Below are 23,393 nucleotides of genomic sequence, written 5' to 3'. Positions count from 1 at the left end.
GTGCTGAAATGACCGTGAAAGAGATCTTTGACACCATGAGTTATGGCCCCGCTCCCGAAAGCGCCGCCGAGGCACTCGCCTGGCTTGTCGATCAGGGCGACCGCTTCGGCCATTTCATCAATGGCACCTTCACCGCGCCAGGCGATGGCTTCAACAGCCAGAACCCCGCCACCGGAGAGGTGCTTGCGACCCTGACCCAGGCGACGCAGGCCGACGTGGACACCGCCGTCGCCGCCGCGCGCAGCGCCCAGCCCAAGTGGGAAAAACTGGGCGGGCCGGGTCGCGCCAAATATCTTTATGCCATCGCGCGCCTGCTCCAAAAACACAGCCGCCTGTTTGCCGTGCTTGAAACCATGGACAACGGCAAACCGATCCGCGAAAGCCGGGACATCGATATCCCGCTGGCGCAGCGGCATTTCTACTATCACGCGGGCATGGCCCAGCTGATGGAGAGCGAACTGCCGGACCGCGCCGCCCTTGGGGTCTGCGGTCAGATCATCCCGTGGAATTTCCCACTGTTGATGCTTGCGTGGAAAGTGGCGCCCGCCATTGCCATGGGCAATACCGTGGTGTTGAAACCGGCGGAGTATACTTCTCTCACCGCGCTTCTGTTTGCCGACATCTGCCGTCAGGCGGGCCTGCCGAAGGGTGTTGTGAACATCGTTACCGGCGACGGCGCCGTGGGCGAGATGATCGTGGCCGCCGACGTGGACAAGATCGCCTTTACCGGCTCCACCGCCGTGGGCCGCCGCATCCGCGAAGCCACTGCAGGCAGCGGCAAGGCGCTGACACTCGAACTGGGTGGTAAGTCGCCCTACATCGTCTTTGACGATGCCGACATCGACAGCGCTGTCGAAGGGCTGGTGGATGCGATCTGGTTCAACCAGGGGCAGGTTTGCTGCGCCGGTTCGCGCCTGTTGGTGCAGGAAAGCATCTCGGAACGCTTCCACGCCAAACTGCGCGCCCGCATGGACAAGCTGCGCCTTGGCGATCCGCTGGACAAATGCATCGACGTGGGCGCCGTGGTTGACCCGGTGCAGCTGAAGACGATCACCGATCTGGTCGCCTCAAATGACGCAGGCGCAACCTATCAGGCGCAGGTGGACATGCCCGAGGAAGGCTGTTTCTTCCGCCCAACTCTGATCGAGGGGCTGACCCCCGCCGACCGGCTGATGCAGGAAGAAATCTTTGGCCCTGTGCTGGTCTCCTGCACCTTCCGCACCCCGGCCGAGGCGGTCGAGCTGGCCAACAACACCCGTTACGGGCTTGCCGCAAGTGTCTGGAGCGAGAACGTCAACCTCGCCCTTGATATCGCGCCGAAACTGGCCTGCGGCTTGGTCTGGGTGAATGGCACCAATATGTTCGATGCCGCTGCCGGGTTTGGCGGCGTGCGCGAAAGCGGTTTTGGCCGCGAAGGAGGCTGGGAAGGACTGTCGGCCTATACCAAACCCCGCGGCAAACCCAAGGCGCTGGCGCAGGTCAAAGGCTTCACCGGTCAGGGCAGCGGCGCCGATCCCATCGACCGCACCGCCAAGATGTATATCGGCGGCAAGCAGGCCCGCCCCGACAGCGGTTATTCCCGCGCGGTGCATGACAAATCGGGCGCCATTCTCGGCTATGTCGGCCTTGGCAGCCGCAAGGATGTGCGCAACGCGGTCGAGGCCGCCGCCGGGGCCAAGGGCTGGTCCAAGACCACCAGCCATCTGCGGGCGCAAATCCTCTATTACATCGGAGAGAACCTCTCTGCCCGGGCCGAGGAATTCGCCCATCGCATCGACCACATGACCGGGCGGCGCAGTGGCGCCAAGGAGGTCGAGGCCTCGATCCAGCGCCTTTTCACCGCAGCGGCCTGGGCCGACAAATACGACGGTCAGGTGCATGGCGTACCGATCCGCGGCGTGGCGCTGGCGATGAAGGAACCCGTTGGCGTGATCGGCGCGCTCTGTGCGGATGAGGCGCCGCTTCTGGGGTTGGTCTCGGTGATGGCGCCCGCCATCGCCATGGGCAACCGGGTGGTGCTGACCGCCTCCGAGCCCTTCCCGCTGGCGGCAACTGATTTCTATCAGGTGCTGGACACCTCGGATGTGCCCGCAGGTGTGGTCAATATCCTGACCGGTAGTCATGTCGATCTGGCAGGGCCGCTGGCATCGCATATGAACGTCGATGCGGTCTGGAGCTTTTCCTCCACCGATCTGTCGGCAGAGATCGAAAAGGCGTCCGCCAGCAATCTCAAACGCACATGGGTCAACAATGGCACCGCGCTGGATTGGGACACGGACCACAGCCACCGGTTCCTGGAGGCGGCGACAGAGATCAAGAACATCTGGGTGCCCTACGGCGAATAACGCCGGATAGCATGCCGAAACAAAACGGGCCGGAGATCTCTCTCCGGCCCGTTGTCATTTCAGGGAAAGTGCAAGGCTCAGCCGCCGGTTTTCAATCCATCCGGCCGCCCCACAACCACAAAATGCAGATTGTCCGGTTGCAGCACTTCCGAGGCGACGCGGTTGATCTCTTCCAGAGTGACCGCGTTGATCTTGTCATTGCGGGTGCGCACGTAGTCGATCGGCATGCCGTCCAGCTGCATCCCCACCAGGATAGAGGCAATGCGGCCGTTGCCATCAAAACGCAACGGATAAGCCCCGGTCAGATAGGTCTTGGCATCCTGCAATTCCTTCTCGGTAACGCCTTCCCTTGCCAGACGGCTCCATTCTTCGCGGATCACCGCAACCGCTTCGGCCATCTTGGAATTGGCCGAGGCGAGCGAGCCCATGTAGACAGAGCCCAGATCACGCGGCAGCAGATAGGAATAGACCCCGTAGGTCAGGCCGCGCTTTTCGCGCACTTCGGTCATCAGGCGGCTTTCGAAGGAACCGCCGCCCAGGATCTGGTTCATGATATAGGCCGCAAAGAACCGCGGATCTTCCCGGTCGATCCCCACATGCCCGAACAGCGCAACGGATTGCGGCGTGTCATAGTCGATCACGGTGGTTCCGCCCTCGATCGTGACCGCTGCCGGACCCGGCTGCGGTGCGCCAGTCTCTGGCAGGTCCCCCAGAAGCGTGTCGAGCAAGGCGCCCAGCGCGGCCTCGTCGATATCCCCCACGGCGCTGACAAACAGCCTGTCGCGGGCAAAGACCGCATCATGTGCATCGAACATGTCCTGCCGCGTCAGGGTGGACACGGTATCGATGGTGCCCGAGCCGTCCGAACCATAGGGGTGATCGCCAAAGGCCATCTTGGAAAAGGCACGCCCGGCGATGTCATTGGGGTTCTCAGCGTCCGACCGCAGGCCGGACAGAACCTGCGCTCGCACCCGGTCCAGAGCGTCCTGATCAAACCGTGGCGCCACCAGGGTCTGGTGTAGCAAGTCGATGGCCTTATCCCGGTTCTCGGTCAGGAAGCGGGCAGAGACCGACACCGCCTCCTTATCCGCGTCATAAGAGAAACTGGCCGCAAGGCTTTCAACTGCACGGGCATAGTCCTGCGCCGGCATCTCGCCGGAGCCTTCTTCCAGAAGGCCCGTCATCAGGTTGATGGCGCCACGCTTGCCCGGGGCATCCAGCGAGGTGCCGCCGCGAAACCGCAGCTCAAGCGCGGTGAAGGGAATCGTATGATCCTCGACCAGCCAGGCAGTAATGCCCCCGGGCGAGGTGACTTCCTTGATGCGGATCTCGGCGCTGACCGGCAGCACAGAGATCAGAAGGGCAAAACAGGCGACCAGCCCGGCACGTATCATGGCAAATCCCGTCATTGGGTGACCTCCTCATCTGCGCGCACCATCCAGCCAGTGACCGACGCCTCGGGCTGCAGCACTTCACGGGCGACGGCGATGATTTCATCCGCGGTGACCGATTGCAGGATATGGGGCCACTCCTGCACGTCCTCCACCGTCAACCCGGAGGTCAGCGCCTGACCATAACGATTGGCGATCCCATCCACATTGTCGCGCGCATAGATTTCCGCCGCGCGCAGTTGCAGTTTGATCCGCTCCAGCTGATCGGGGTCGACACCCTCTTCAAGGAAGCGCGCAAAGGTTGCGTCAAGCGCATCCTCAGCCTCCTGCATCCCAACACCCTCGGCCGGGACGACAAGGAAGGAAAAACTGGTCTTGTCCAGCGACACCCCCGAATAGAAGGCACCGGTATAGACCGCCAGCTGCTGATCGAATTGCAGCGCATTGGCCAGATAGGAGGTATTGCCGCCCCCCAGCAGTTCAGCCAGAAGATAAAGTGCCGCCGCCTTTTCCTGCGCGCCGCTGTTGCGTTCCGGCGCCAGATAAGAGCGCTGCACATAGGGCTGTGCCACGCGTGGATCGCGATAGACCATGCGCCGCTCTGCCGTCTGCGGTGGCTCCTGGCTGCGGAACCGTTCCGGCAGGTCGGGGTTCGCCGGGATCACACCGTAGTATTTTTCGGCCAGCTGGCGGACTTCTTCGGGTTCCACATCACCCGAGACCACCAGAATGGCGTTGTTGGGCGCATAGTAAGTTCCGTAAAAGGACAGCGCGTCCTCCCTGTCCAGCGTCTCCATTTCATGGCGCCAGCCGATCACCGGCTGACCATAACGGTGGTTCAGATACTGTGCCGCACTCAGCTGTTCTCGGAACAGGGACCGCGGATCGCTGTCGGTGCGCTGGTTGCGCTCTTCCAGGATCACCTCACGCTCGGTGACGATCTCCTCCTCGCTGAGGCGCAGATTGACCATACGGTCGCTTTCCATCTGCATCATCAGTTCAAGCCGGTCCGCCGCAATGCGCTGAAAATAGGCGGTGTAATCATAGCTGGTGAAAGCATTGTCCCGCCCGCCATTGGCTGCCACCGTCGCCGATAGCTCTCCCGGCTCCATCTTGTCGGTGCCCTTGAACAGAAGGTGCTCCAGAAAATGCGCGACCCCGGACTGACCCGGCGGCTCATCCGCGGATCCGGCGCGGTACCAGACCATATGCTGAACCACTGGCGCGCGGTGATCCTCGATCACCACAACGTCCATGCCATTTTCAAGGGTAAAGGCCGTCACCATGTCCTCAGCCGGTTCTGCAGCGCGCAGCGGCGCGGCAAGAACGGCTGTTACAGCGATGGCGGCCAGTGCGATCCGTCGGATCATGCGGCGTCCTCCAATAGATTTCTCCAAAGACATGCTGCCTCTGTCCGTCACATCCGGGGCCTGTCCGGCTGTGCAAAGACAGCCACCAGCGCACCCGGCATAGTCCTACCCATATTGGGGATGTCTTGACGAACCGCAACCTAAGCCAAGGTCGCAGGGAGACAAGGCGCCCTGTCACGATAGCGAATTGTCAAAATTGTGAACGTGCTAACCCGCCCGGCGGACGGCCATCCAGTCAAGCTGCGCAGCAGAGGCGCGGTTCACTCTCCGCTTGGCGGCGGCGCAGAAGGGGTTGCCACACCCGCGCGGCGGAACTGTTCGGTTGTCTCGAACGGGTCCAGCGTCTGCTTGGCGTAGATCTGCTCATAGCGGTCGACAGGGAACAGGCGGATCCGCCCGGTGATACGCTTTTTCTTCAGGAACTTGGCGTCTTCCTCGGCCAGTTCCTGACGCACCGTTGGCGACACGCCATAGCGGCTGGAGGCGCTGACCAGCGCCAGATCCGAGGAGGAGACACCCTGTCCAGGAACCAGCGCAGAGGGCTTGCCGCCCAGCGCCGCGACCGCATCGGCTTGAGGGGTCGGATCAGCGATATTGCCTGCGCCCGGCGTTGGTTCCGGCAGACTGCTGTAATCTGCGGGCTCGTTCAGCGGCTTGTTCGGTAGCACAAGGAATTCATCCGGCCCGGTCCCGGTCTTGCGAATATCACGCAGACCTTTTTGCGAGCAGCCCGCGACGGCCACCGCGCCTACCAGAACAATCATGCCGAAAGGGATCCGCATTCCCAGTTACTCCTGCCAGTTTCCCTGCGCTTTTAACGCATATTGCACCCGAGGTCACGCGGGCTTTTTTGCGCTCCGGTCGAACAGGATCAGCCCGATGGCACCGGCAAAGATGAACACATCGGCGATATTGAACACGAAGGGATTGTTGATTCCGCAGCAGGACATGTTGAGGAAATCCAGCACATAGCCATAGAGCAGCCGATCCGCGACATTGCCCAGCGCGCCGCCGATCACCAGCCCCGCCGCCAACGCCATCCAGCGCGCGCGGCGATGCGAGCGGCGAATCCAGATGGCCAGCACGGCACAGATCAGCAGCGAGAGGCCGATCAACACCCAGCGCGCCGTATCCTCGCCGCCATCGAACAGGCCAAAGTTAATGCCGGTGTTCTCGCCATAGCGGAAATTCAACAGCGGCGGCAGCACGTCGATGCTCTGGCGCTGGGACAGGCCCATCCAGTGAATCACCAGATATTTGCTGGCCTGATCCAGAAGAAAGGCCCAGAACGCGCCCCAGAACATCATACGCACTGCCATTTTCCGCTTGGTTCCCGCTGATCAGTGACGGAAGTGGCGCATGCCGGTAAAGACCATGGCAAGCCCGGCGTCATTGGCCGCCTTGATCACCTCATCGTCCCGCATCGAACCGCCCGGCTGGATCACGCAGGTGGCGCCAGCAGCCGCAGCCTCCAAGAGGCCGTCGGGGAAGGGGAAGAAGGCATCGGACGCCACGGCAGAGCCTTTGGCCAGGCTTGCATCCAGACCCAGCTCATCCGCCATGCGCTGCGCCTTGGCGGCGGCGACATTGGCGCTGTCCAGACGGCTCATCTGACCGGCGCCGACACCCACGGTGGCGCTGCCTTTGACATAAACGATGGCGTTGGATTTCACGTGTTTGGCCACTTTCCAGGCGAACAGCAGGTCCTGCATCTGCTCATCCGTGGGGGCCTTTTCGGTGACGACTTTCAAATCGTCCATGCCGATGTAACCCACGTCCTTGTCCTGCACCAGAACACCGCCGGAGACCTGTTTGTAGGCGGTGATCGCCTTGCGCGGATCGGGCAACGCGTCGGTCAGCAAGAGGCGCAGGTTCTTCTTGGCGGCAAAGATCTCTTTCGCCTCATCCGAGGCACCCGGTGCGATCACCACCTCGGTGAAGATCTCGGTGATCTTGGCGGCTGTTTCTGCGTCCAGCGGCTGGTTCAGCGCCACGATGCCACCAAAGGCAGAGGTGCGGTCGCAATCGAATGCCTTCTGGTAAGCCTCGGCCAGGGTAGCTCCACGCGCCACACCGCAGGGGTTGGCGTGCTTGATGATGGCGACGGCAGCGGTTTCCGCCGGATCGAACTCGGCCACCAGCTCATAGGCCGCATCGGTGTCGTTGATGTTGTTGTAGGACAGTTCCTTGCCCTGCAACTGCTCTGCGGTGGCCACACCCGGACGGTTCGAACCATCGGTGTAGAAGGCCGCTTTCTGGTGGCTGTTTTCGCCATAGCGCAGAGTCTGCTTCAACTCACCGGCAAAGGCGCGGCGACGCGGTGCTTCCAGCTCCAGCGCACCTGCCATCCAGTTGGAGACAGCAGCGTCATAGGCCGCAGTGCGAGCATAGGCGATCTGCGCCAGACGCTGGCGGAAAACATAAGAGGTCTGACCATCGTTTGCGTCCAGCTCGGCCAGCAGGGCGTCGTAATCTTCGACATCTGTGACTACGTTGACGAACAGGTGGTTCTTGGAGGCCGCGCGGATCATCGCCGGGCCACCGATGTCGATGTTCTCGATCATCTCATCGTAATCCGCACCACGGGCCAGTGCCGCCTCGAACGGGTAGAGGTTCACCACCAGAAGATCGATGGCGCCAATGCCGTGTTCGTTCATCGCCGCCACATGGGCGTCATTGTCGCGCAGCGCCAGCAACCCGCCATGCACCATCGGGTGCAGGGTCTTCACGCGGCCGTCCATCATTTCCGGGAAACCGGTGACGTCCGAGACGTCTTTGACGTCCAGCCCCGCATCGCGCAGCGCCTTAGCGGTGCCGCCGGTGGACAGCAGCTCGACGCCACGCTCGGCCAGCGATTTGCCAAGGTCAATCAGACCGGACTTGTCGGATACGGAAAGCAGCGCACGGCGTACGGGGTGAAGATCGGTCATGGCAGGGCGGTCCTTTGCAGGCTCAATCAAAAATCTCGGGGTCGTCCCGGTTCAGGTCGCGCACGGCTTCGGCAGTTTCCTGTGCCTTGCTGAGCGTCCACCGGACGCGGGTTGCATAGTCGATGACCCGGCCAGATAGAACGATCTGTTTTGACGCACGCGGCTTCAAGCGGGTCTTTTCCAGGTAAACGCCCGGCTCCAGCTTCAATTCGCAGGTGCCGTCATGGCGGAAAACCCAGATTTCGCCGCTCTTGAGCGCCATGGATACCGCCGCGCCGCCCAAGTCAAGGGTTGCATCCACTTCCGGGTGCAGATGCAGGCGGATATCAAAGCCGATCCCGCGTTCTCCATGGCTGTCCAGCGCCTTTGAACAGCGCCGCTCGGCCGCCTCATCCAGCGCTACCAGCATGTCCTCGCCCGCTAGCGCGCGCCCGTCAAAGCCCAGATCCAGCGTGCGCGCATGGGTCAGACCGAATTCGCGCGCGTATCCGTCATGGCCGCCCTGAAACCGGCTGCCATCGCTGAGCTGCTCCAGCTGAATCTGCACGTCGGTGGGGCCGCCAACCAGTTCCTCCTGACCGGTGCCGCGACTGGGCGGTGCCAGCCGGGCGCTGGAATGGCCCTCCAGGCACAGGGTCGAATGCGATGGTGTGGCCCGCCCGGCGCGGCGCCATTCCAGACCAAAGGTTTCCCCAGAGCCGCAATTGACGATCAAAGGCCGCCGCCCCGAGGTCAGTTCAAAGGCAAGGGTGGAGGCATGACCGTTAGCCGAGGCCCGCCCCTGCGGTGGCAAGGCCGCGTCAATCACCACCGAGGTCCGGCGTGCCGACAAGCGAGCATAGCCCATCGCCAACCCTTCGACCGGGCGCGCCGATACGTGGCTGGCCGCCAGCGCATGATCCAGCCAGCCTTCCAGCCCCCGGCCGCCACCGTGGAACCGTGCCAGCCCGCCATCGCTGTGGCGCAGGGTGCGCAGCGTCGGTGCAATCCGCTCAATGGCCGCGGTCTGCGCCGCTGGCACGCTGCGCCCGGCTTCGTGCAAGGCGGCGGCAGTCCAGGTTAGCAGGGTAAAGACCTCCAGCAGTTCTTCGGGATTGCGGGTCGGCAATCCGCCCTGCGCGTCGATCTGCCGGTCGCATTCTGCGCTCAGGGCACGGATGGCGGGATCAGCCAGCGCCTCCTGCCCCTGAAGGGCAAGCCCCGCATAGATCAGCCCCGCCAGCGCCTCGAATCGTGGCAGGCCAGGCGTGGCCCCCTGCCAGCGATGGGCCAGGAACCATGTCTGTTGCGATAGTGAGCGAAAGAAGGCCTCAGATTCCGCACGTTCCTTGCCGTTCAGTAGGAAAATCGCGTGGTTGATCCATCGAATCACGCGCCGTCCCGTCAAATCCGGCGACCAACCGGGTCCCGAGCCGCGCCCATGCGCCTTGATCCAGCCCCAGACCCAGTTCTGCGCCTTGACGCGGGCCTTGATATCGCCGACCGCCGCCAGATCGTCGAGCCAGGCAAAACCGTGCCGCTCGGCGTCAAAGGCGGCGTCCGGCGCCGTCACTTCCCAAAGCCCGGTGGTTGTCGATTCGACCAGATACCCCGCCAGCAGCAGGTTCCCCGCCACCAGCTGCCGCCCGCGGGCAAAGCTGCCAATGGTGCGGGGTTCAGGCTGCGATACGAATCCCGTGGCCGCAGGCTGCTTGCGCGCCCGCAAGGCATATAACCGGTTCAGCAGGCGGGTGCTGCGCCCCGCCATTCTATCGTATCTGGACATGCTCTTTTGCCTCACGCCGTTGGCGTTTTGGGCGCAGCATAACCCGGGGAAGGGTTCAAGTCACCGACGAATGCGACACCCTCCGGCGGCACCGGCGGAATTGCCCCGCCGGGCAGAATCAGTGTGCGTTCTGGTGGGCTAAAGATCAGCCCGCCTTGCGCAAGAGCGCCATGTAAAACCCGTCCATGCTGCCCCGTTCCGCCCAGTAATCCGGACGCAGGCGCAAGCCGCCTTCCTCGGTGATCCAGGCCGGATCGGTGCCCAGACCGTCAAAACACTCACGGTCGGCTGTCATGTCCGGAAACATCTCAAGCGCCTCTTCGACCTGGCATTCGCCCTCATCCGGCAACAGGGAGCAGGTGCAGAACACCATGCGCCCGCCGGGTTTGACCAGATCCCAGGCATGGGCCAGCATCTGCGCCTGCAATTCAATGAGCCCGCCGAATTCGCTGCCATCCTTGGCATGGGGCAGATCCAGGTGGCGCCGGATCGTTCCGGTGGCCGAACAGGGTGCATCCAGCAGCACCGCATCGAATTGCCCGGTCTGCTCCAGTGCATCACCCACAATCAGATCCGCACTCAGCCTGGTGCGGGCAAGGTTTTCGCGTAGGCGCTCCATCCGTCCGGCAGAGGCATCGACGGCGGTCACCTGCGCCCCGGCTGCCGCCATCTGCATGGTCTTGCCGCCCGGTGCGGCGCAAAGATCCAACACCCGTTCGCCGGGCTGCACATCCAGCATCTGCGCGGGCAGCGCTGCGGCTGCATCCTGCACCCACCAGTCCCCGGCCTCATACCCCGGCAAGGCCGAAACCTGACCGGCATCGGACAGGCGCCTCGATCCGGTGGGCAGGAGTTCCCCGCCCAGCGCCGACAGGTCCGCACCGGGTTTGGCGGTGATATCCAGCGGCACGCCTGCAAAATGCGCAGCCTCCATGCCCAGCACCGCCTCAGCGCCCCAGGCCTGCACCAGCGGCTTGCGCAGCCAGTTCGGCAGGCGGGGAATGCGCAGCTTGGCCCATTCCGCAGGCCCCTGATCGGCAACCTTGCGCAGCACCGCGTTGACCATGCCCTTCAGCTGACCGTGGCGGCGGTGTTTCGACACGATGGTCACCATGGCATTGACCACCCCGTGGGCGGCCCCGCCCGAGCACAGCTCGACCGTGCCAAGGCGCAGCGCGTTCATCACCGTCAGCGGCGGTTTCTTTTTCAAGTGCTTCTGCAGGATCCGATCGGCACGCTCCAGGCTGCGTAACACTTCCAACGCCAGCCGCTGGGTGCGGGCGCGGTCCTGCGGCTGCAGTTTTTCAAGGGCGCCCGCCGCAAAACATTCAGCCAGAAGCCGCCCTTCGCCCAGCACCTGATCCAGAAGATAGATCGTGGTTCTGCGGGCCTGCAGCGCATCGGGGGCTTTGTCGGACATCGGGTCTCGGCTTTCTATGGCGGCGTAGAGCCAGCATGGGATCAGAAGGGCTTTGCGTCTCGGCGGCTTGTTCCCGCCGGACAGGGGCGTATATCATGGCCCAAGCATAAAGGAACCCGCGATGAGCGACGAGACCACGCCGGAAGGCCCCGCAGAAAAAGACCTGCCCCCCGCAGCCAAACGCGCCCTGGCCGAAGCCGAAGAGCGCCGCAAGGCCGAAGCTGCCAAGGCACCACCCCCGACCGAGCTTGGCGGACGCGACGGCCCCGACCCCGCCCGCTATGGCGACTGGGAAAAGAAAGGCATCGCCATCGATTTCTAATCGGCAGCGTTCCTTCACCGCCCCCTGTTCAGGTTGGGGCGGCCCCGTGCCAGCTAAAAAGTGACTGCTTAAAGCCCCAGCACGTCGATCATGTCGTATTCACCGGGGGATTTGTCCTGCCCCCACAGCGCCGCCTTTAGCGCGCCACGGGCGAACAGGGCGCGGTCGGTGGCCATGTGGCGCAACACGATGCGCTCTCCGGCACCGGCGAACAGCACGTCATGCTCCCCGACGATGTCACCACCGCGAATCGCGGTGAAGCCGATATCGCCGCGTTTACGCGCACCGGTAATACCGTCGCGGCCCCGGTCCGAGACATCCGCCAGATTGACTCCGCGCCCTTCGGCGGCGGCTTCGCCCAGCATCAGCGCAGTGCCGGAAGGCGCGTCGACCTTGTGGTGATGGTGCGCCTCGATCACCTCGATATCGAAATCCTCGTCCAGCGCAGCGGCGACCTTCTTGGTCAGCTGCACTAGAAGGTTCACGCCCAGGGACATATTGCCCGCACGTACGATCACCGCGTGACGCGCGGCGGGCGCCAGCTGGGCGATCTGTTCATCCGTCATGCCGGTGGTGCCGATCACATGCACGGCGCGGGCCTGTGCAGCAAGGGCGGCAAATTCCAGCGTGGCCTCGGGCGCGGTGAAATCGATCACCGCCTGCGCCTTGGAAAAAGCCTCAAGCGCGTCATCCGTGACGGTGACACCCACAGGTACGCCGCCCATCGCCTCACCCACGTCACGGCCGACCCATTCGTGGCCGCCGCGCTCCACCGCGCCCACAAGGGTCGCCTTGTCGCTGTCCAGAACCGTCTTGATCAGCATCTGCCCCATACGCCCGGATGCTCCGGTAATCACGATTCCCGGTTTATGAGTCATTGGCCCGATCCTTTTCGCTGGCTGGCGCTTCGTTCTTTTGCTGGTTTTGTCCTACCGTCTTGCGCACGTCTTGGCAAAGGGCAGCTTTCGGCATAGATCGAAGATATGGCAAAGAACAAATTCCACGATGGCCCCGGCCCCTCTCAACGTCAGCTGCGCGTCGGCGAACTGATCCGCCGCACCCTGTCCGAGGTGCTGGCGCGCGGTGATGTGCATGACCCCGAACTCAACCGCATGTCGATCACGGTGGGCGAGGTGCGCATTTCACCCGACCTGAAGATCGCCACCGCCTATGTGCTGCCGCTCGGTGGCAAGGGGCAGGACGAGGTGCTGAAGCTGCTGGCCCGCAACAAGGGTGAGCTGCGCCGCATGGCGGGCAAGAAGCTCGGCCTCAAATACGCGCCGGATCTGCGGTTCCAGCTGGATCAGACCTTTGATCAGATGGATGACACCCGCCGGATGCTGAACCAGGACGCGGTGCGCCGCGATATCGACGATTGATCCTGCGGGCGGCAGTTGCGCTTGCCGCCTTTTGCCTGGGGTTGTCGGCCTCGGTCGCCGCAGCCGTCGAATGCCGTGACGCCTCTTATGATGGCAGCCGCTACACCATCTGCGAAGTGGACGCGGGCCAGGAAGAGTTGCGGCTGTTCCTGCGCAATGCGGAGGGGAAACCCTACGGCCATTTTGCCGCCATCGATGCCGACCTCGGCAAAGAGGGAAAGTCCCTCTCCTTTGCCACCAACGCCGGAATGTATCACGCCGACCGCTCTCCGGTGGGGCTTTATGTCGAGGATGGCCAGCAGAAAATGCGGCTTGTCCCCAATGCGGGCCCCGGCAATTTCGGCCTGCTGCCCAATGGTGTCTTCTGCATCAATGAGACCCGCGCCGATGTGATCGAAACGCTGAAATTTCGCGACAGCGGCGCCAGCTGCCGCGATGCCACCCAGTCGGGGCCGATGCTGGTGATCGACGGAGAGCTGCACCCGCGGTTCCTGCCGGATTCGACCTCCTACTACGTGCGCAACGGTGTCGGCACCTCGGCAGACGGGCAGCGCGCGGTCTTTGTCATCTCGCGCAATGCGGTGACGTTTCACCAATTCGGCAGCCTATTCCGCGACTACCTGAAGCTGCCCAATGCGCTGTACTTTGACGGTAATATTTCACGCCTGCACGCACCCCAGATGGGCCGGTCGGATGCCGGTTTCTCGATGGGGCCAGTGGTGGGCGTCGTCGAATAGCCGCCGTGCAGCCCGCCTGAGCATAAACTGGGCATAGAAATGGCGCCACAACAGACCCGGCACAATTGACAGGCTGTTCTGGCTGCGCTACCCCGCGCGCCTCTTTCAGCATCATCGAGGAACAGGCATGGCACGCAAACGCAAGGGGCGCGATATTTCCGGCTGGCTGGTGGTGGACAAGCCCGCAGGGCTGACCTCGACCGCTGTCGTGAACAAGGTGCGCTGGGCGCTTGAGGCCAAGAAGGCCGGCCATGCGGGCACGCTCGACCCCGAGGCGACGGGTGTTCTGGCCGTGGCCCTGGGTGAGGCAACCAAGACGGTTCCCTATATCACCGACGCGCTGAAGGCCTATACCTTTACCGTGCGGCTGGGGCAGGCGACCAACACCGACGATGCCGAAGGCGAGGTGATCGCGACAAGCGACGCGCGCCCTTCCGACGAGGAAATCAAGGCCGCGCTGGGTCAATTCATCGGTGAGATCATGCAGGTGCCGCCGAAATTCTCGGCCGTGAAGATCGACGGGCAGCGTGCCTATAAACTTGCCCGCGATGGCGACGAGGATTTCGAGATCGCCGCCCGCCCTCTGTGGGTCGAGGAACTGGTGCTGGTGGACCGCCCCGATCCCGATCATGTGGTGCTGGAAATGACCTGTGGCAAGGGGGGCTATGTCCGCTCCATCGCGCGCGATTTGGGCGCCGCGCTTGGCTGTCATGGCCATGTGAAGGAGTTGCGCCGGATCTGGTCGGGACCGTTTGACGCCGCCGATGGTCTGTCATTGGCAGAGATCGAACGGATGCAGCGCACCCCAGAGCTCGACACCCATCTGCGCCCGCTGGAGGAAGGTCTGGCCGACCTGCCCGAGCTGAAATGCACGCCCGAGGGCGCCACCCGCCTGCGCAACGGAAACCCTGGCATGGTATTGGCCTCGGATGTGGAGTACGGCGATGAAGCCTGGGCCTCGATTGACGGAAAGGCCGTCGCCGTCGGCATCTACAAGGCGGGTGAGCTGCACCCGAGCCGCGTCTTCAACCAGTAACGCCCGCGCTTGCCCCTCTGGGGGCAGCGTGGCATCCCTGCCCCATGATCACCCGCAGCCATACCAAGGGCGATGCGCCCTCCACCGCCGTCTATTCGGATTGCGAGACCTATCGCTATAGCCTGACCCGCGTCTGGGATCCAAAGGGGGCAAAGGTGATGTTCGTGATGCTGAACCCCTCGACCGCGACCGAGGTACAGAACGACCCGACCATCGAACGCTGCGAAAGACGGGCGCGCACGTTGGGGTTTGGCGGCTTCCGGGCCACCAATATCTTTGCCATCCGCGCCACTGACCCGCGGGTGATGCGGGCCGCCAAGGATCCCGAAGGGCCGGAGAATGAGGCCGCGATCCTGTCCGGCGCAGAGTGGGCCGATCAGATCATCTGCGCCTGGGGCACCCATGGCGCCCACCGCGATCAAGGTCCCCGCATTGAGAATGCGTTAAGGGCGACCGGACAGCCTCTGTTTCACCTTGGCCTCAGCAAACACGGCCATCCGAAACACCCGCTTTACATCGCCTACAGCCAGCAGCCACAACCCTGGGCATGATCCCAAAGGCGCCGACCCCGGTATTATTTCGTTAACCGATGTTCCCGGTTTGTTTTGAGGCAAATCCTTAATTGTGCGAGAGTATACTCAGGGATAGAAATTTGTTGCGTAAGGAGTGGGGCCGATGCTCTGGTTGGCCGGCCTTTTTGGTCTTGTGGCTGTTGGCGGGGCCATGTTTGTGGATTTCAGCGGCGGTGACGACGATCTGAACGACACCGACGACGCGGATGAGGCAGCGGGCGAAGGCTCCGGTGAGGACACCGGAGCCGTCATTGTGCCGCCTTCCGAATTTCTGAACCCCGACGATCCGGACAGCACCGCTACAGATGACGGCTCTGCCAGTGGCAGCGGCGACACCGGGACGTCCACCGATGGCGAAACCGGTGACGGCACCGACAGTGCCACGGATGGGCTCAACCTGTCCGGTACCGAAGAACCCGAACTGCTGACCGGCAGCGATTGGGCCGATATTCTGTTCGGTGGCGATGGCGATGACACGCTTGCGGGTGGCTGGGGACGTGATCTGCTGCATGGTGAAGACGGCGACGATCACATTGCTGGCGAGGATGGCGATGACACGCTGTATGGTCACTTCGGCAATGACATCCTGACCGGCGGCGGCGCCGAGGATGTGGCCCACGGTGGCCAGGGTCACGACGTGCTGAGCGGCGGCGAAGGCAGCGACGCGCTGCATGGCAACGATGGCAATGACACGCTGAGCGGCGGCACCCAGAACGACACGCTGTTCGGTGGCCGGGGCAACGATCTCGTCTGGGGCGCCGATGACGATGACACCAGCGATTTCCTGAACGGGGGCGATGGCGATGACACATTGGTTGCCGGAGCCGGGGATATCGTCACTGCGGGCAGCGGCGCCGATCTGATCATGGCCGGAGATATCGGCGGAGCCCCGGATGGCGACCAGCCCCCTGTCGAACTGGTCGATTATGATCCCGAAGAGGACCAACTCATGGTTCTCTGGTCCCCCGGCAGCGAACCGGAACCGGAGATCACCGTGGAACAGGATCCCGATGCCCCGGACGAGCAGGTAATCCGCGTGAACGGCACCGAGGCCTTGCGCGTGAGTGGTGCCGCGCCGCTATCAGCCTCGGACATTCAACTGGTCGATGTGAACGATCCGACCTTCGCCGACCTGCTGCCCAGCTGACCGATCAGATTGCTGCCTGAACCGGCACGGATAGACGGCTTGCAGGGTTGCGCCTTTGCTTCTCTCGTGATTGTTATGTCATAACATAACATTTGGAGCAAACCATGCAGGATTCTCGCCTTCCCGTCACAGTGCTGTCCGGATTTCTCGGTGCGGGCAAAACCACCTTGCTGAACCGGGTGCTGAACAACCGCGACGGGCGCCGCGTCGCCGTGATTGTCAACGATATGTCAGAGGTGAACATCGACGCCGATCTGGTCCGCGCCAATACGCCCGAGCTGAGCAAGACCGAAGAAACCCTCGTGGAACTGTCCAACGGCTGCATCTGCTGCACCCTGCGCGACGATCTGCTGACCGAGGTACGCCGCCTCGCGGAAACGGGCCGGTACGATTACCTGCTGATCGAATCCACCGGCATATCCGAACCGCTGCCGGTGGCGACCACCTTTGATTTCCGCGATGAGGCTGGCGTCAGCCTGTCCGACGTTGCGCGGCTGGATACCATGGTCACCGTGGTCGATGCGGTGAACCTGCCGGATGACTTCTCCAGCCACGATCAGCTTGGCGACCGGGGTGAGACGATGGGCGAAGCGGATACCCGCAGCCTTGTCCACCTGCTGACCGATCAGATGGAATTTGCCGATGTGGTGATCCTCAACAAGGTGTCCGACGCAGGCCCAGCCCGCACCGATGCCGCGCGCAAGATCATCCGCAGCCTCAACGCCGATGCCCGCATTATCGAGGTGGATCACAGCCAGGTCGCGCCCGACGATATCCTCGATACCCACCTGTTCGATTTTGAAACCGCGCATGAGCACCCGATGTGGGCCAAGGAGCTTTATGGTTTTGCCGACCACACGCCCGAAAGCGATGAATATGATATCCAGTCCTTCGTCTTCCGCGCCCGCGCGCCCTTTGATCCGGTGGCGATCCACCGGGTTCTGAATGCGGATCTGCCCGGCGTGATCCGCGCCAAGGGGCATTTCTGGATTGCCACCCGCCCCGATTGGGTGGCGGAATTCTCGCTTGCCGGTGCCCTGTCCAGCGTTGCGCCGCTGGGGACATGGTGGGCCACAGTTCCCGAAGAACGCAGGCCCACTCATGCCCAGGCGCAGGAATACCTGCAGGCGCATTGGCAGGACCCCTTCGGTGATCGCAGGCAGGAACTGGTATTCATCGGCAGCGGGATCGACTGGCCATCCCTGAAGGCACAGCTGGAGGCCTGCCTGATGGCGGTTCCCGATCTCAATGCGCTGGAGAGGCTGACGGATCTGCCCGATCCTTTCCCACGCTGGCGCCGGGCCTGAACGCCCAAGGGCGAAAAACCGGGAACCGGCGACATCTCCTTTGCTTTTTGCCGCAAAACCGCCTATACGCCCGCATCTGCCGTGGAATCGCGGCGGACTTCTCCATGGGCCTGTGCTGGACGACATCCCGGCCTGCGCCATTTCTCTAACCTTTTCAAAGGAGACCCCGATGTCGATTACTGCTGAAGAAAAAGCACGCCTGATGAAAGAATTCGCAACCAAGGAAGGCGACACCGGTTCGCCCGAAGTCCAGGTTGCCATTCTGACCTCGCGCATCAACACCCTGACCGAGCACTTCAAGACCCACAAGAAAGACAACCACGGTCGTCGTGGTCTGCTGAAGATGGTTGCTCAGCGTCGTAAGCTGCTGGACTACACCAAAGGCAAGGATGAGGCCCGTTACCAGGACCTGATCAAGCGCCTGGGCATCCGCCGCTAAGCGCGACATTTGCATTTCGATGCATGCGCCCGTTCCGAAAGGAGCGGGCGTTTTTTATTGGCGGGAACCGGACGGGATCTGGTCGGTCCACAGCCAGCCCTCGTTTACCGGCTGCCGACCTATGATGTAGGGTTTCACTGCGTGTGAAGCGCGCTCTCCCAGCTCAGACAATGAAAGAGCAGAAATATGGAACACCTGACCTCGGGAAGCTGCTTGGGAAGCTGTTTGTGCGGTGCTGTAAGGTTTCACATCCACGGCGCATTCGAAAGCTTCTTCCTGTGCCACTGCGCGCGCTGCCGCAAGGACAGCGGGTCCGCGCATGCGGCCAATCTGTTTTCCACCCAGGCAGAGATTGAATGGCTAACCGGGCGGGACAGGGTCAAGAGTTTCCAGTTGCCTGAAACACAGCACGTCAAAAGCTTTTGCACCGACTGCGGATCAGCGCTGCCGACGCTTCAGATGGATGGCGCCCTGCTGGTCGTTCCCGCAGGTGCACTGGACAGTGAGATCCCTATCCGGCCCACGGCCCGCATCTGCTACGCCAGCCGCGCGGCCTGGACCGATGCGATTGAGACTGTGAAAACCATCGATGGGCTTCTCGGCTAACCGATCCCCTCCATTCACCTAGCGCAGTAGATCCAGCCGGGACAGGGTCAGCCGTGATTGTCGGCACAGCGCCTCATTCTTGCCGCCACGATAGAAACTGAGGGCAATGACCGCACAATAGAGCGCCCAGCCGCTGGCCCGTACCCACGCGCGGTCCTGCAGTTCCAGCCGGTCGCAAAACGCGGTGCGGGCCGCCGGGGCCACCCAGGTCCAGGCCGCCGCGTAATCGACGGCGGGATCGCCAACTGCCGACAGGCCCCAGTCGATCACCCCCCGCAAGACACCATCCCGGGCAATCAGATTGTCGGCCTTCAGATCCCCGTGCAGCCAGACGGGTCGGTCCTGAACCCCGGCAGCGCAGGCGATTTCCCACAGGCAGCGTGCGCGCGGTGCGTCGATCTCATCTTTGAGGAGGTCGATGGCCCGATGCACCACTTGGGCCAGGTCCTGCAGCGCGACGCCGCGCCGGTTGTTGGACTCCCCCGCAACGGGTGCGCCCTCCGTGTCCGTCCGGTGCAGCGCCGTCAGAAAATCTGCAAGGCTTTGCGCCGCTGCAACCGGGTCCGCAATCTTTGCGGGGTTTGCGAGATCCCCTTCGATCCAGTCGAATATGCCAAAGGGCAGATCATCCCGCAGACAGCCGCGGTGCCGCAGCACCGGAACCGCAAGCGGCAGCCCCTGCAGATGCGGCAGCCAGTCCAACTCCTTGGCCAGATACTGAGTCGCCGACCACCGGCGCGGCACCCTCAGAACCATCTGCTCCCCGATCCGGAGCATGCAATTGTCCGTCCCTGACGATTCGATGCGCCGCCGGGGAAGCCCCGCCCATTGCGGCGCATCGGTCGCAAGGATATCGCCGACCATCGCGTCGCTGATTGCAATGTCATCCGTGTCTTTGCTCATCAGGCGAAGCTAGCCGTCCGATGGCCCCACCGGCAAGGAAAGGGCGCGATCCGGGACCGGGCGTATCGGCAGCTTGCCGCTTCAATTTGATATGTTATTACATACCAAAGCAGCATTTCGAAGGACACCCATGCCACACCCGCGACGCCGCAATCTGGGCGCCACCGGCCTGCCCATCCGCAAACGTACCGGAAATGCGATGACGGAGTATGACCGCTTACCGCCCAGCCTGCGGGCCTGGATGCAAGAGGCCGCCCTGCCGTGGTCGCCGCGCTCTTGCCGCAGCATCTGGATGAAGGTGAAACAGGATGGAGGAACCGACCGGCAGGCCATTGCACGCCTTGCCGCTGTTGAGGCCGCAATGCTGAAACGGGCGGCAGAGGCGTGAACCAGCCTTCCATTGACCTCTGCGCGCTGTTTTTCTTTCATTCTGGGCCAAAGTGATGTAAGGGCCGGGCATCTGAGACGTTGCGCCATGGCCCCGGCGCTCGAAAGAAAGATGGAGGGGGCCGGCGGCAATGGGGCCGCCATGACAACGGGAGACCCGGGATACGCCTGGGAGTGCTCCCACTTAGGATGCTGACATGTTCAACGTTACGAAGAAATCAATGCAGTGGGGCGAGGAAACGCTCACACTGGAAACCGGCAAGGTTGCCCGCCAGGCAGATGGCTCTGTGATTGCCACCCTCGGCGAAACCTCGGTTATGGCAAACGTCACCTTTGCCCGCCAGCAAAAGCCCGGCCAGGACTTCTTTCCCCTGACCGTGCACTACCAGGAAAAATACTACGCCGCGGGTAAAGTGCCCGGCGGCTTCTTCAAGCGTGAGGCCCGCCCCACCGAGAAGGAAACCCTGACCGCCCGTCTGATCGACCGTCCGATCCGCCCGCTGTTCGTCCCCGGCTTCAAGAACGAAGTTCTGGTGATGTGCACCGTGCTGTCCCACGATCTGGTCAATGACCCCGACATCGTCGCAATGATCGCTGCCTCGGCTGCGCTGACCATTTCCGGCGCCCCCTTCATGGGCCCGATCGCCGGCTGCCGCGTTGGTTTCGAGGACGGCGAATACGTCCTGAACCCGACCGTGGACGACATGCAGGACCTGCGCCTGAACCCCGATCAGCGTCTCGACCTGGTTGTTGCCGGCACCAAGAACGCCGTGATGATGGTGGAATCCGAAGCTTACGAGCTGTCCGAAGCAGAAATGCTGGGCGCCGTGAACTTTGCCCACGAGCAGATCCAGCCGGTTCTGGATCTGATCATCTCCCTGGCCGAAGAAGCCGCCAAAGAGCCGTTCGACTTTGCCGCACCGGATTACTCCGAGCTGTATGAAGCGGTCAAAGCCGCTGGCGAAGAGCAGATGCGCGCCGCCTTTGCGATCTCGGACAAGCAGGAGCGCACCGCCGCTGTTGCCGCAGCACGCGAAGCCATCAAGGAAGCGCTGAGCGAAGAACAGCTGGAAGATTCCAACCTCGGTTCTGCTCTGAAGAAACTGGAAGCCGGCATTCTGCGCGGTGACGTTGTCAAAACCGGCAAGCGTATCGACGGCCGCAAGACCGACGAGATCCGCGAAATCGTTTCGGAAACCGGCCTGCTGCCGCGGACCCACGGTTCTGCCCTGTTCACCCGTGGTGAAACCCAGGGTCTGGTCGTGACCACGCTGGGCACCGGCGATGATGAACAGTTCATCGACGCCCTGCACGGCAACTTCAAATCCAACTTCCTGCTGCACTACAACTTCCCGCCCTATTCGGTTGGTGAAGTTGGCCGCGTGGGTGGCCCCGGCCGCCGCGAAATCGGTCACGGCAAGCTGGCATGGCGCGCGCTGCAGGCGGTTCTGCCCGCGGCAACCGACTTCCCCTACACCATCCGGATCGTCTCCGAGATCACCGAATCGAACGGCTCCTCCTCGATGGCGTCGGTCTGCGGTGGTTCGCTGTCGATGATGGACGCAGGCGTTCCGCTGAAAGCACCGGTCGCCGGTGTGGCCATGGGTCTGATCCTCGAAGACGACGGCTCCTACGCAATCCTGTCCGACATCCTGGGTGACGAAGACCACCTCGGCGACATGGACTTCAAGGTTGCGGGTACCGAGAACGGCATCACCTCGCTGCAGATGGACATCAAGGTCGCAGGCATCACGCCCGAGATCATGGAAAAAGCCCTGGCCCAGGCCAAGGACGGCCGGATGCACATCCTTGGTGAGATGTCCAAGGCCCTGTCGGAAACCAACGCGTTCTCCGTCCACGCGCCGCGCATCGAGACCATGAACATCCCGACCGACAAGATCCGTGAAGTGATCGGCTCGGGCGGCAAGGTCATCCGCGAAATCGTGGAAACCTCTGGTGCCAAGGTCGACATCAACGACGACGGCGTGATCAAGATCGCTTCCTCCAACGGTGACGCGATCCAGAAGGCCTATGACATGATCCACGCGATCGTGGCAGAGCCGGAAGAAGGCGCCATCTACAAAGGCAAGGTCGTGAAAATCGTCGATTTCGGCGCCTTCGTGAACTTCTTTGGCAAGCGCGATGGCCTGGTGCACGTCAGCCAGATCGAGAACCGCCGCCTGAACCATCCTTCGGATGTTCTGAAGGAAGGCCAGGAAGTCTGGGTCAAGCTGCTGGGCTTTGACGACCGCGGCAAGGTCCGTCTGTCGATGAAAGTCGTCGATCAGGAAACCGGCGAGCCCGCCGCGCCTGAAAAGAAAGAAGAAGCCGCGGACTGATCCGCAGCCTCGCTTCGAACAAGAAAGGCCCCGCTGGCAACGGCGGGGCCTTTTCTGTCAGCGCCGTTCAAGGAACTGCGGCCTTCCCCCCCGGCGCGTTCCCCGATATGGATCTGACCATGCACACCCTGATCATCCACATGTCCGGCAACAGCAAACGCGGCGCAAATGTCGAACATCTGCTTTATACACTGCCGAATGCCGAGGTGGCAGAAGCGGTGAATGGCCGGACTGCGGTGAGTCACCATGTGCATCCGACGCGTCACGGCGATGTGCATGATCCGCGCTACCCCTTTCCCCTGTCACCCGGAGAGGTCGGCTGCTTCCTGTCACACCGTAGCTGCTGGCAGAGGATCGTGGATGCGGGCTGGGAGTATGCTTTGATCGTCGAGGATGATCTCTCGGTCGATCCGGAGGCATGGCAGACGGCCCTGTCGCTGGTCGAGGCCCACGCGGATGCGGACAGCTTCATCCGCCTGCCCGCCAAACGGCGCGAAAGCCCCGCCATCATTATCGACCAGACGGGCGAGAGCAAACTGTTCCTGCCCCGCGTCATCGGCCTTCAGACCGTCGCGCAGGTGGTGGGGCGCAACGCGGCGGCGAACCTTCTTGCCGCCAGCACCACCATCGACCGGCCTGTCGATACCTTCCTGCAGATGCACTGGATCCACGGGCAGCAGATCCAGACTATCCTGCCCAATGGCGTCAGCGAGCTGACCGAGGCACTAGGCGGATCGACCATCCAGAAAAAGAAACAGGGCAGCAAGCTTGCGCGTGAATTCAAGCGCACGCTTTACCGGGCTCAGGTCGCAGCACGCCCGCAAACTGCCTGAGGGTCCAGCAGACTGGACCTAACCCCGGGACTGTGCGATGAGACACAGCATGACACCCCTTGTTCAGACATTCCCCCTGCCGCGCTGCGCGCGAATTACCGTCCCGGCCTGACAGTCGGGCCGGGTGGTCGAACGCTGAACAACATATGCGCGCCACATAGAACC

At 62.7% G+C, this 23,393-nt stretch carries 22 protein-coding genes; 13 read left to right on the top strand and 9 right to left on the bottom strand.

Annotated elements, in window-relative coordinates; translation table 11 throughout:
- Window positions 1–8: 8 nt before the first annotated feature.
- On the top strand, window positions 9–2,345 hold the full coding sequence (locus tag AC5SSZ_RS22865; protein WP_495440273.1) for an aldehyde dehydrogenase family protein: 2,337 nt from the start codon (window positions 9–11) through the stop codon (window positions 2,343–2,345).
- Window positions 2,346–2,422: 77 nt separating this feature from the next.
- On the opposite strand, the gene AC5SSZ_RS22860 is transcribed toward AC5SSZ_RS22865, so the two are convergent.
- From AC5SSZ_RS22860 to AC5SSZ_RS22830, 7 genes are all read right to left on the bottom strand, one after another.
- A complete protein-coding gene (locus AC5SSZ_RS22860; protein WP_368947704.1) occupies window positions 2,423–3,739 on the bottom strand; it encodes a M16 family metallopeptidase in 1,317 nt (438 codons plus the stop codon).
- An 11-nt stretch (window positions 3,740–3,750) separates the two neighbouring features.
- The gene (locus AC5SSZ_RS22855; RefSeq protein ID WP_274838140.1) at window positions 3,751–5,106 is read right to left on the bottom strand and encodes a M16 family metallopeptidase; all 1,356 of its coding nucleotides are present in this window, start codon (window positions 5,104–5,106) and stop codon (window positions 3,751–3,753) included.
- Window positions 5,107–5,366: 260 nt separating this feature from the next.
- Entirely contained in the window at window positions 5,367–5,888 is a 522-nt protein-coding gene (locus tag AC5SSZ_RS22850) for a DUF3035 domain-containing protein (protein ID WP_065271805.1), read from the bottom strand.
- A 54-nt stretch (window positions 5,889–5,942) separates the two neighbouring features.
- Window positions 5,943–6,425, bottom strand: a complete 483-nt coding sequence (gene lspA, locus AC5SSZ_RS22845; protein ID WP_065271806.1) for a signal peptidase II — start codon at window positions 6,423–6,425, stop codon at window positions 5,943–5,945.
- A gap of 21 nt (window positions 6,426–6,446) precedes the next feature.
- Window positions 6,447–8,036, bottom strand: a complete 1,590-nt coding sequence (purH, locus tag AC5SSZ_RS22840) for a bifunctional phosphoribosylaminoimidazolecarboxamide formyltransferase/IMP cyclohydrolase (protein WP_495440270.1) — start codon at window positions 8,034–8,036, stop codon at window positions 6,447–6,449.
- 22 nt (window positions 8,037–8,058) lie between these two features.
- Complete coding sequence (locus AC5SSZ_RS22835; RefSeq protein WP_495440268.1) at window positions 8,059–9,801, bottom strand: heparinase II/III family protein; 1,743 nt, start codon at window positions 9,799–9,801, stop codon at window positions 8,059–8,061.
- A gap of 145 nt (window positions 9,802–9,946) precedes the next feature.
- On the bottom strand, window positions 9,947–11,221 hold the full coding sequence (locus tag AC5SSZ_RS22830; protein ID WP_495440267.1) for an RsmB/NOP family class I SAM-dependent RNA methyltransferase: 1,275 nt from the start codon (window positions 11,219–11,221) through the stop codon (window positions 9,947–9,949).
- A gap of 121 nt (window positions 11,222–11,342) precedes the next feature.
- Between AC5SSZ_RS22830 and AC5SSZ_RS22825 the strand changes: the two genes are divergently transcribed.
- Window positions 11,343–11,543 (top strand): DUF1674 domain-containing protein, encoded by a 201-nt coding sequence (locus AC5SSZ_RS22825; protein WP_065271810.1) that lies wholly within the window; start codon window positions 11,343–11,345, stop codon window positions 11,541–11,543.
- 68 nt (window positions 11,544–11,611) lie between these two features.
- On the opposite strand, the gene dapB is transcribed toward AC5SSZ_RS22825, so the two are convergent.
- Window positions 11,612–12,421 carry a 4-hydroxy-tetrahydrodipicolinate reductase gene (dapB, locus tag AC5SSZ_RS22820; protein ID WP_495440265.1) on the bottom strand — a complete coding sequence of 270 codons (810 nt, stop codon included), beginning with the start codon at window positions 12,419–12,421 and terminating at the stop codon, window positions 11,612–11,614.
- 105 nt (window positions 12,422–12,526) lie between these two features.
- Here dapB and rbfA point away from each other — a divergent pair, with 105 nt between their 5' ends.
- The 8 genes from rbfA to AC5SSZ_RS22780 all read left to right on the top strand — a co-directional run bounded on the left by rbfA (window position 12,527) and on the right by AC5SSZ_RS22780 (window position 18,766).
- Window positions 12,527–12,922 carry a 30S ribosome-binding factor RbfA gene (gene rbfA / locus AC5SSZ_RS22815; RefSeq protein ID WP_065271812.1) on the top strand — a complete coding sequence of 132 codons (396 nt, stop codon included), beginning with the start codon at window positions 12,527–12,529 and terminating at the stop codon, window positions 12,920–12,922.
- Window positions 12,919–13,659 carry a phosphodiester glycosidase family protein gene (locus tag AC5SSZ_RS22810; protein ID WP_495440263.1) on the top strand — a complete coding sequence of 247 codons (741 nt, stop codon included), beginning with the start codon at window positions 12,919–12,921 and terminating at the stop codon, window positions 13,657–13,659. The genes rbfA and AC5SSZ_RS22810 overlap by 4 nt, the downstream gene beginning before the upstream one ends.
- A gap of 127 nt (window positions 13,660–13,786) precedes the next feature.
- The gene (truB, locus tag AC5SSZ_RS22805) at window positions 13,787–14,695 is read left to right on the top strand and encodes a tRNA pseudouridine(55) synthase TruB (RefSeq protein WP_495440262.1); all 909 of its coding nucleotides are present in this window, start codon (window positions 13,787–13,789) and stop codon (window positions 14,693–14,695) included.
- A 44-nt stretch (window positions 14,696–14,739) separates the two neighbouring features.
- Window positions 14,740–15,246 carry a DUF1643 domain-containing protein gene (locus AC5SSZ_RS22800; protein ID WP_368947575.1) on the top strand — a complete coding sequence of 169 codons (507 nt, stop codon included), beginning with the start codon at window positions 14,740–14,742 and terminating at the stop codon, window positions 15,244–15,246.
- Window positions 15,247–15,370: 124 nt separating this feature from the next.
- Window positions 15,371–16,414: a calcium-binding protein gene (locus AC5SSZ_RS22795; protein WP_495440260.1), complete on the top strand. Its 1,044-nt coding sequence runs from the start codon at window positions 15,371–15,373 to the stop codon at window positions 16,412–16,414.
- A 104-nt stretch (window positions 16,415–16,518) separates the two neighbouring features.
- Window positions 16,519–17,721, top strand: a complete 1,203-nt coding sequence (locus tag AC5SSZ_RS22790) for a GTP-binding protein (protein ID WP_495440259.1) — start codon at window positions 16,519–16,521, stop codon at window positions 17,719–17,721.
- Between the two features lie 169 nt (window positions 17,722–17,890).
- Window positions 17,891–18,160 carry a 30S ribosomal protein S15 gene (gene rpsO / locus AC5SSZ_RS22785; protein ID WP_019295116.1) on the top strand — a complete coding sequence of 90 codons (270 nt, stop codon included), beginning with the start codon at window positions 17,891–17,893 and terminating at the stop codon, window positions 18,158–18,160.
- Between the two features lie 186 nt (window positions 18,161–18,346).
- Complete coding sequence (locus tag AC5SSZ_RS22780; RefSeq protein ID WP_495440257.1) at window positions 18,347–18,766, top strand: GFA family protein; 420 nt, start codon at window positions 18,347–18,349, stop codon at window positions 18,764–18,766.
- An 18-nt stretch (window positions 18,767–18,784) separates the two neighbouring features.
- Here the strand turns inward: AC5SSZ_RS22780 and AC5SSZ_RS22775 are convergent, their stop codons facing one another.
- Entirely contained in the window at window positions 18,785–19,669 is an 885-nt protein-coding gene (locus AC5SSZ_RS22775) for an aminoglycoside phosphotransferase family protein (RefSeq protein WP_495440255.1), read from the bottom strand.
- Window positions 19,670–19,799: 130 nt separating this feature from the next.
- Here AC5SSZ_RS22775 and AC5SSZ_RS22770 point away from each other — a divergent pair, with 130 nt between their 5' ends.
- From AC5SSZ_RS22770 to AC5SSZ_RS22760, 3 genes are all read left to right on the top strand, one after another.
- A complete protein-coding gene (locus AC5SSZ_RS22770; protein WP_065271820.1) occupies window positions 19,800–20,057 on the top strand; it encodes a DUF6525 family protein in 258 nt (85 codons plus the stop codon).
- A gap of 196 nt (window positions 20,058–20,253) precedes the next feature.
- The gene (pnp, locus tag AC5SSZ_RS22765) at window positions 20,254–22,395 is read left to right on the top strand and encodes a polyribonucleotide nucleotidyltransferase (RefSeq protein WP_274829853.1); all 2,142 of its coding nucleotides are present in this window, start codon (window positions 20,254–20,256) and stop codon (window positions 22,393–22,395) included.
- A 119-nt stretch (window positions 22,396–22,514) separates the two neighbouring features.
- The gene (locus AC5SSZ_RS22760; RefSeq protein ID WP_495440252.1) at window positions 22,515–23,228 is read left to right on the top strand and encodes a glycosyltransferase family 25 protein; all 714 of its coding nucleotides are present in this window, start codon (window positions 22,515–22,517) and stop codon (window positions 23,226–23,228) included.
- The last annotated feature ends 165 nt before the right edge of the window (window positions 23,229–23,393 follow it).

This window comes from Phaeobacter sp. CC-HEC084, from assembly GCF_059429255.1.
This window is presented reverse-complemented; position numbering and strand designations above follow the sequence as displayed.

What these genes read in the sequence shown, in the direction of transcription:
- AC5SSZ_RS22850 (WP_065271805.1), bottom strand. Translation starts at nt 5,888, where the DNA reads ATGCGGATCCCTTTCGGCATGATTGTTCTGGTAGGCGCGGTGGCCGTC.
- AC5SSZ_RS22775 (WP_495440255.1), bottom strand. Translation starts at nt 19,669, where the DNA reads ATGAGCAAAGACACGGATGACATTGCAATCAGCGACGCGATGGTCGGC.
- AC5SSZ_RS22770 (WP_065271820.1), top strand. Translation starts at nt 19,800, where the DNA reads ATGCCACACCCGCGACGCCGCAATCTGGGCGCCACCGGCCTGCCCATC.
- purH (WP_495440270.1), bottom strand. Translation starts at nt 8,036, where the DNA reads ATGACCGATCTTCACCCCGTACGCCGTGCGCTGCTTTCCGTATCCGAC.
- AC5SSZ_RS22780 (WP_495440257.1), top strand. Translation starts at nt 18,347, where the DNA reads ATGGAACACCTGACCTCGGGAAGCTGCTTGGGAAGCTGTTTGTGCGGT.
- AC5SSZ_RS22800 (WP_368947575.1), top strand. Translation starts at nt 14,740, where the DNA reads ATGATCACCCGCAGCCATACCAAGGGCGATGCGCCCTCCACCGCCGTC.
- AC5SSZ_RS22790 (WP_495440259.1), top strand. Translation starts at nt 16,519, where the DNA reads ATGCAGGATTCTCGCCTTCCCGTCACAGTGCTGTCCGGATTTCTCGGT.
- AC5SSZ_RS22865 (WP_495440273.1), top strand. Translation starts at nt 9, where the DNA reads ATGACCGTGAAAGAGATCTTTGACACCATGAGTTATGGCCCCGCTCCC.
- AC5SSZ_RS22795 (WP_495440260.1), top strand. Translation starts at nt 15,371, where the DNA reads ATGCTCTGGTTGGCCGGCCTTTTTGGTCTTGTGGCTGTTGGCGGGGCC.
- pnp (WP_274829853.1), top strand. Translation starts at nt 20,254, where the DNA reads ATGTTCAACGTTACGAAGAAATCAATGCAGTGGGGCGAGGAAACGCTC.
- lspA (WP_065271806.1), bottom strand. Translation starts at nt 6,425, where the DNA reads ATGGCAGTGCGTATGATGTTCTGGGGCGCGTTCTGGGCCTTTCTTCTG.
- rbfA (WP_065271812.1), top strand. Translation starts at nt 12,527, where the DNA reads ATGGCAAAGAACAAATTCCACGATGGCCCCGGCCCCTCTCAACGTCAG.
- rpsO (WP_019295116.1), top strand. Translation starts at nt 17,891, where the DNA reads ATGTCGATTACTGCTGAAGAAAAAGCACGCCTGATGAAAGAATTCGCA.
- truB (WP_495440262.1), top strand. Translation starts at nt 13,787, where the DNA reads ATGGCACGCAAACGCAAGGGGCGCGATATTTCCGGCTGGCTGGTGGTG.
- AC5SSZ_RS22860 (WP_368947704.1), bottom strand. Translation starts at nt 3,739, where the DNA reads ATGATACGTGCCGGGCTGGTCGCCTGTTTTGCCCTTCTGATCTCTGTG.
- dapB (WP_495440265.1), bottom strand. Translation starts at nt 12,421, where the DNA reads ATGACTCATAAACCGGGAATCGTGATTACCGGAGCATCCGGGCGTATG.
- AC5SSZ_RS22760 (WP_495440252.1), top strand. Translation starts at nt 22,515, where the DNA reads ATGCACACCCTGATCATCCACATGTCCGGCAACAGCAAACGCGGCGCA.
- AC5SSZ_RS22825 (WP_065271810.1), top strand. Translation starts at nt 11,343, where the DNA reads ATGAGCGACGAGACCACGCCGGAAGGCCCCGCAGAAAAAGACCTGCCC.
- AC5SSZ_RS22855 (WP_274838140.1), bottom strand. Translation starts at nt 5,106, where the DNA reads ATGATCCGACGGATCGCACTGGCCGCCATCGCTGTAACAGCCGTTCTT.
- AC5SSZ_RS22830 (WP_495440267.1), bottom strand. Translation starts at nt 11,221, where the DNA reads ATGTCCGACAAAGCCCCCGATGCGCTGCAGGCCCGCAGAACCACGATC.
- AC5SSZ_RS22835 (WP_495440268.1), bottom strand. Translation starts at nt 9,801, where the DNA reads ATGTCCAGATACGATAGAATGGCGGGGCGCAGCACCCGCCTGCTGAAC.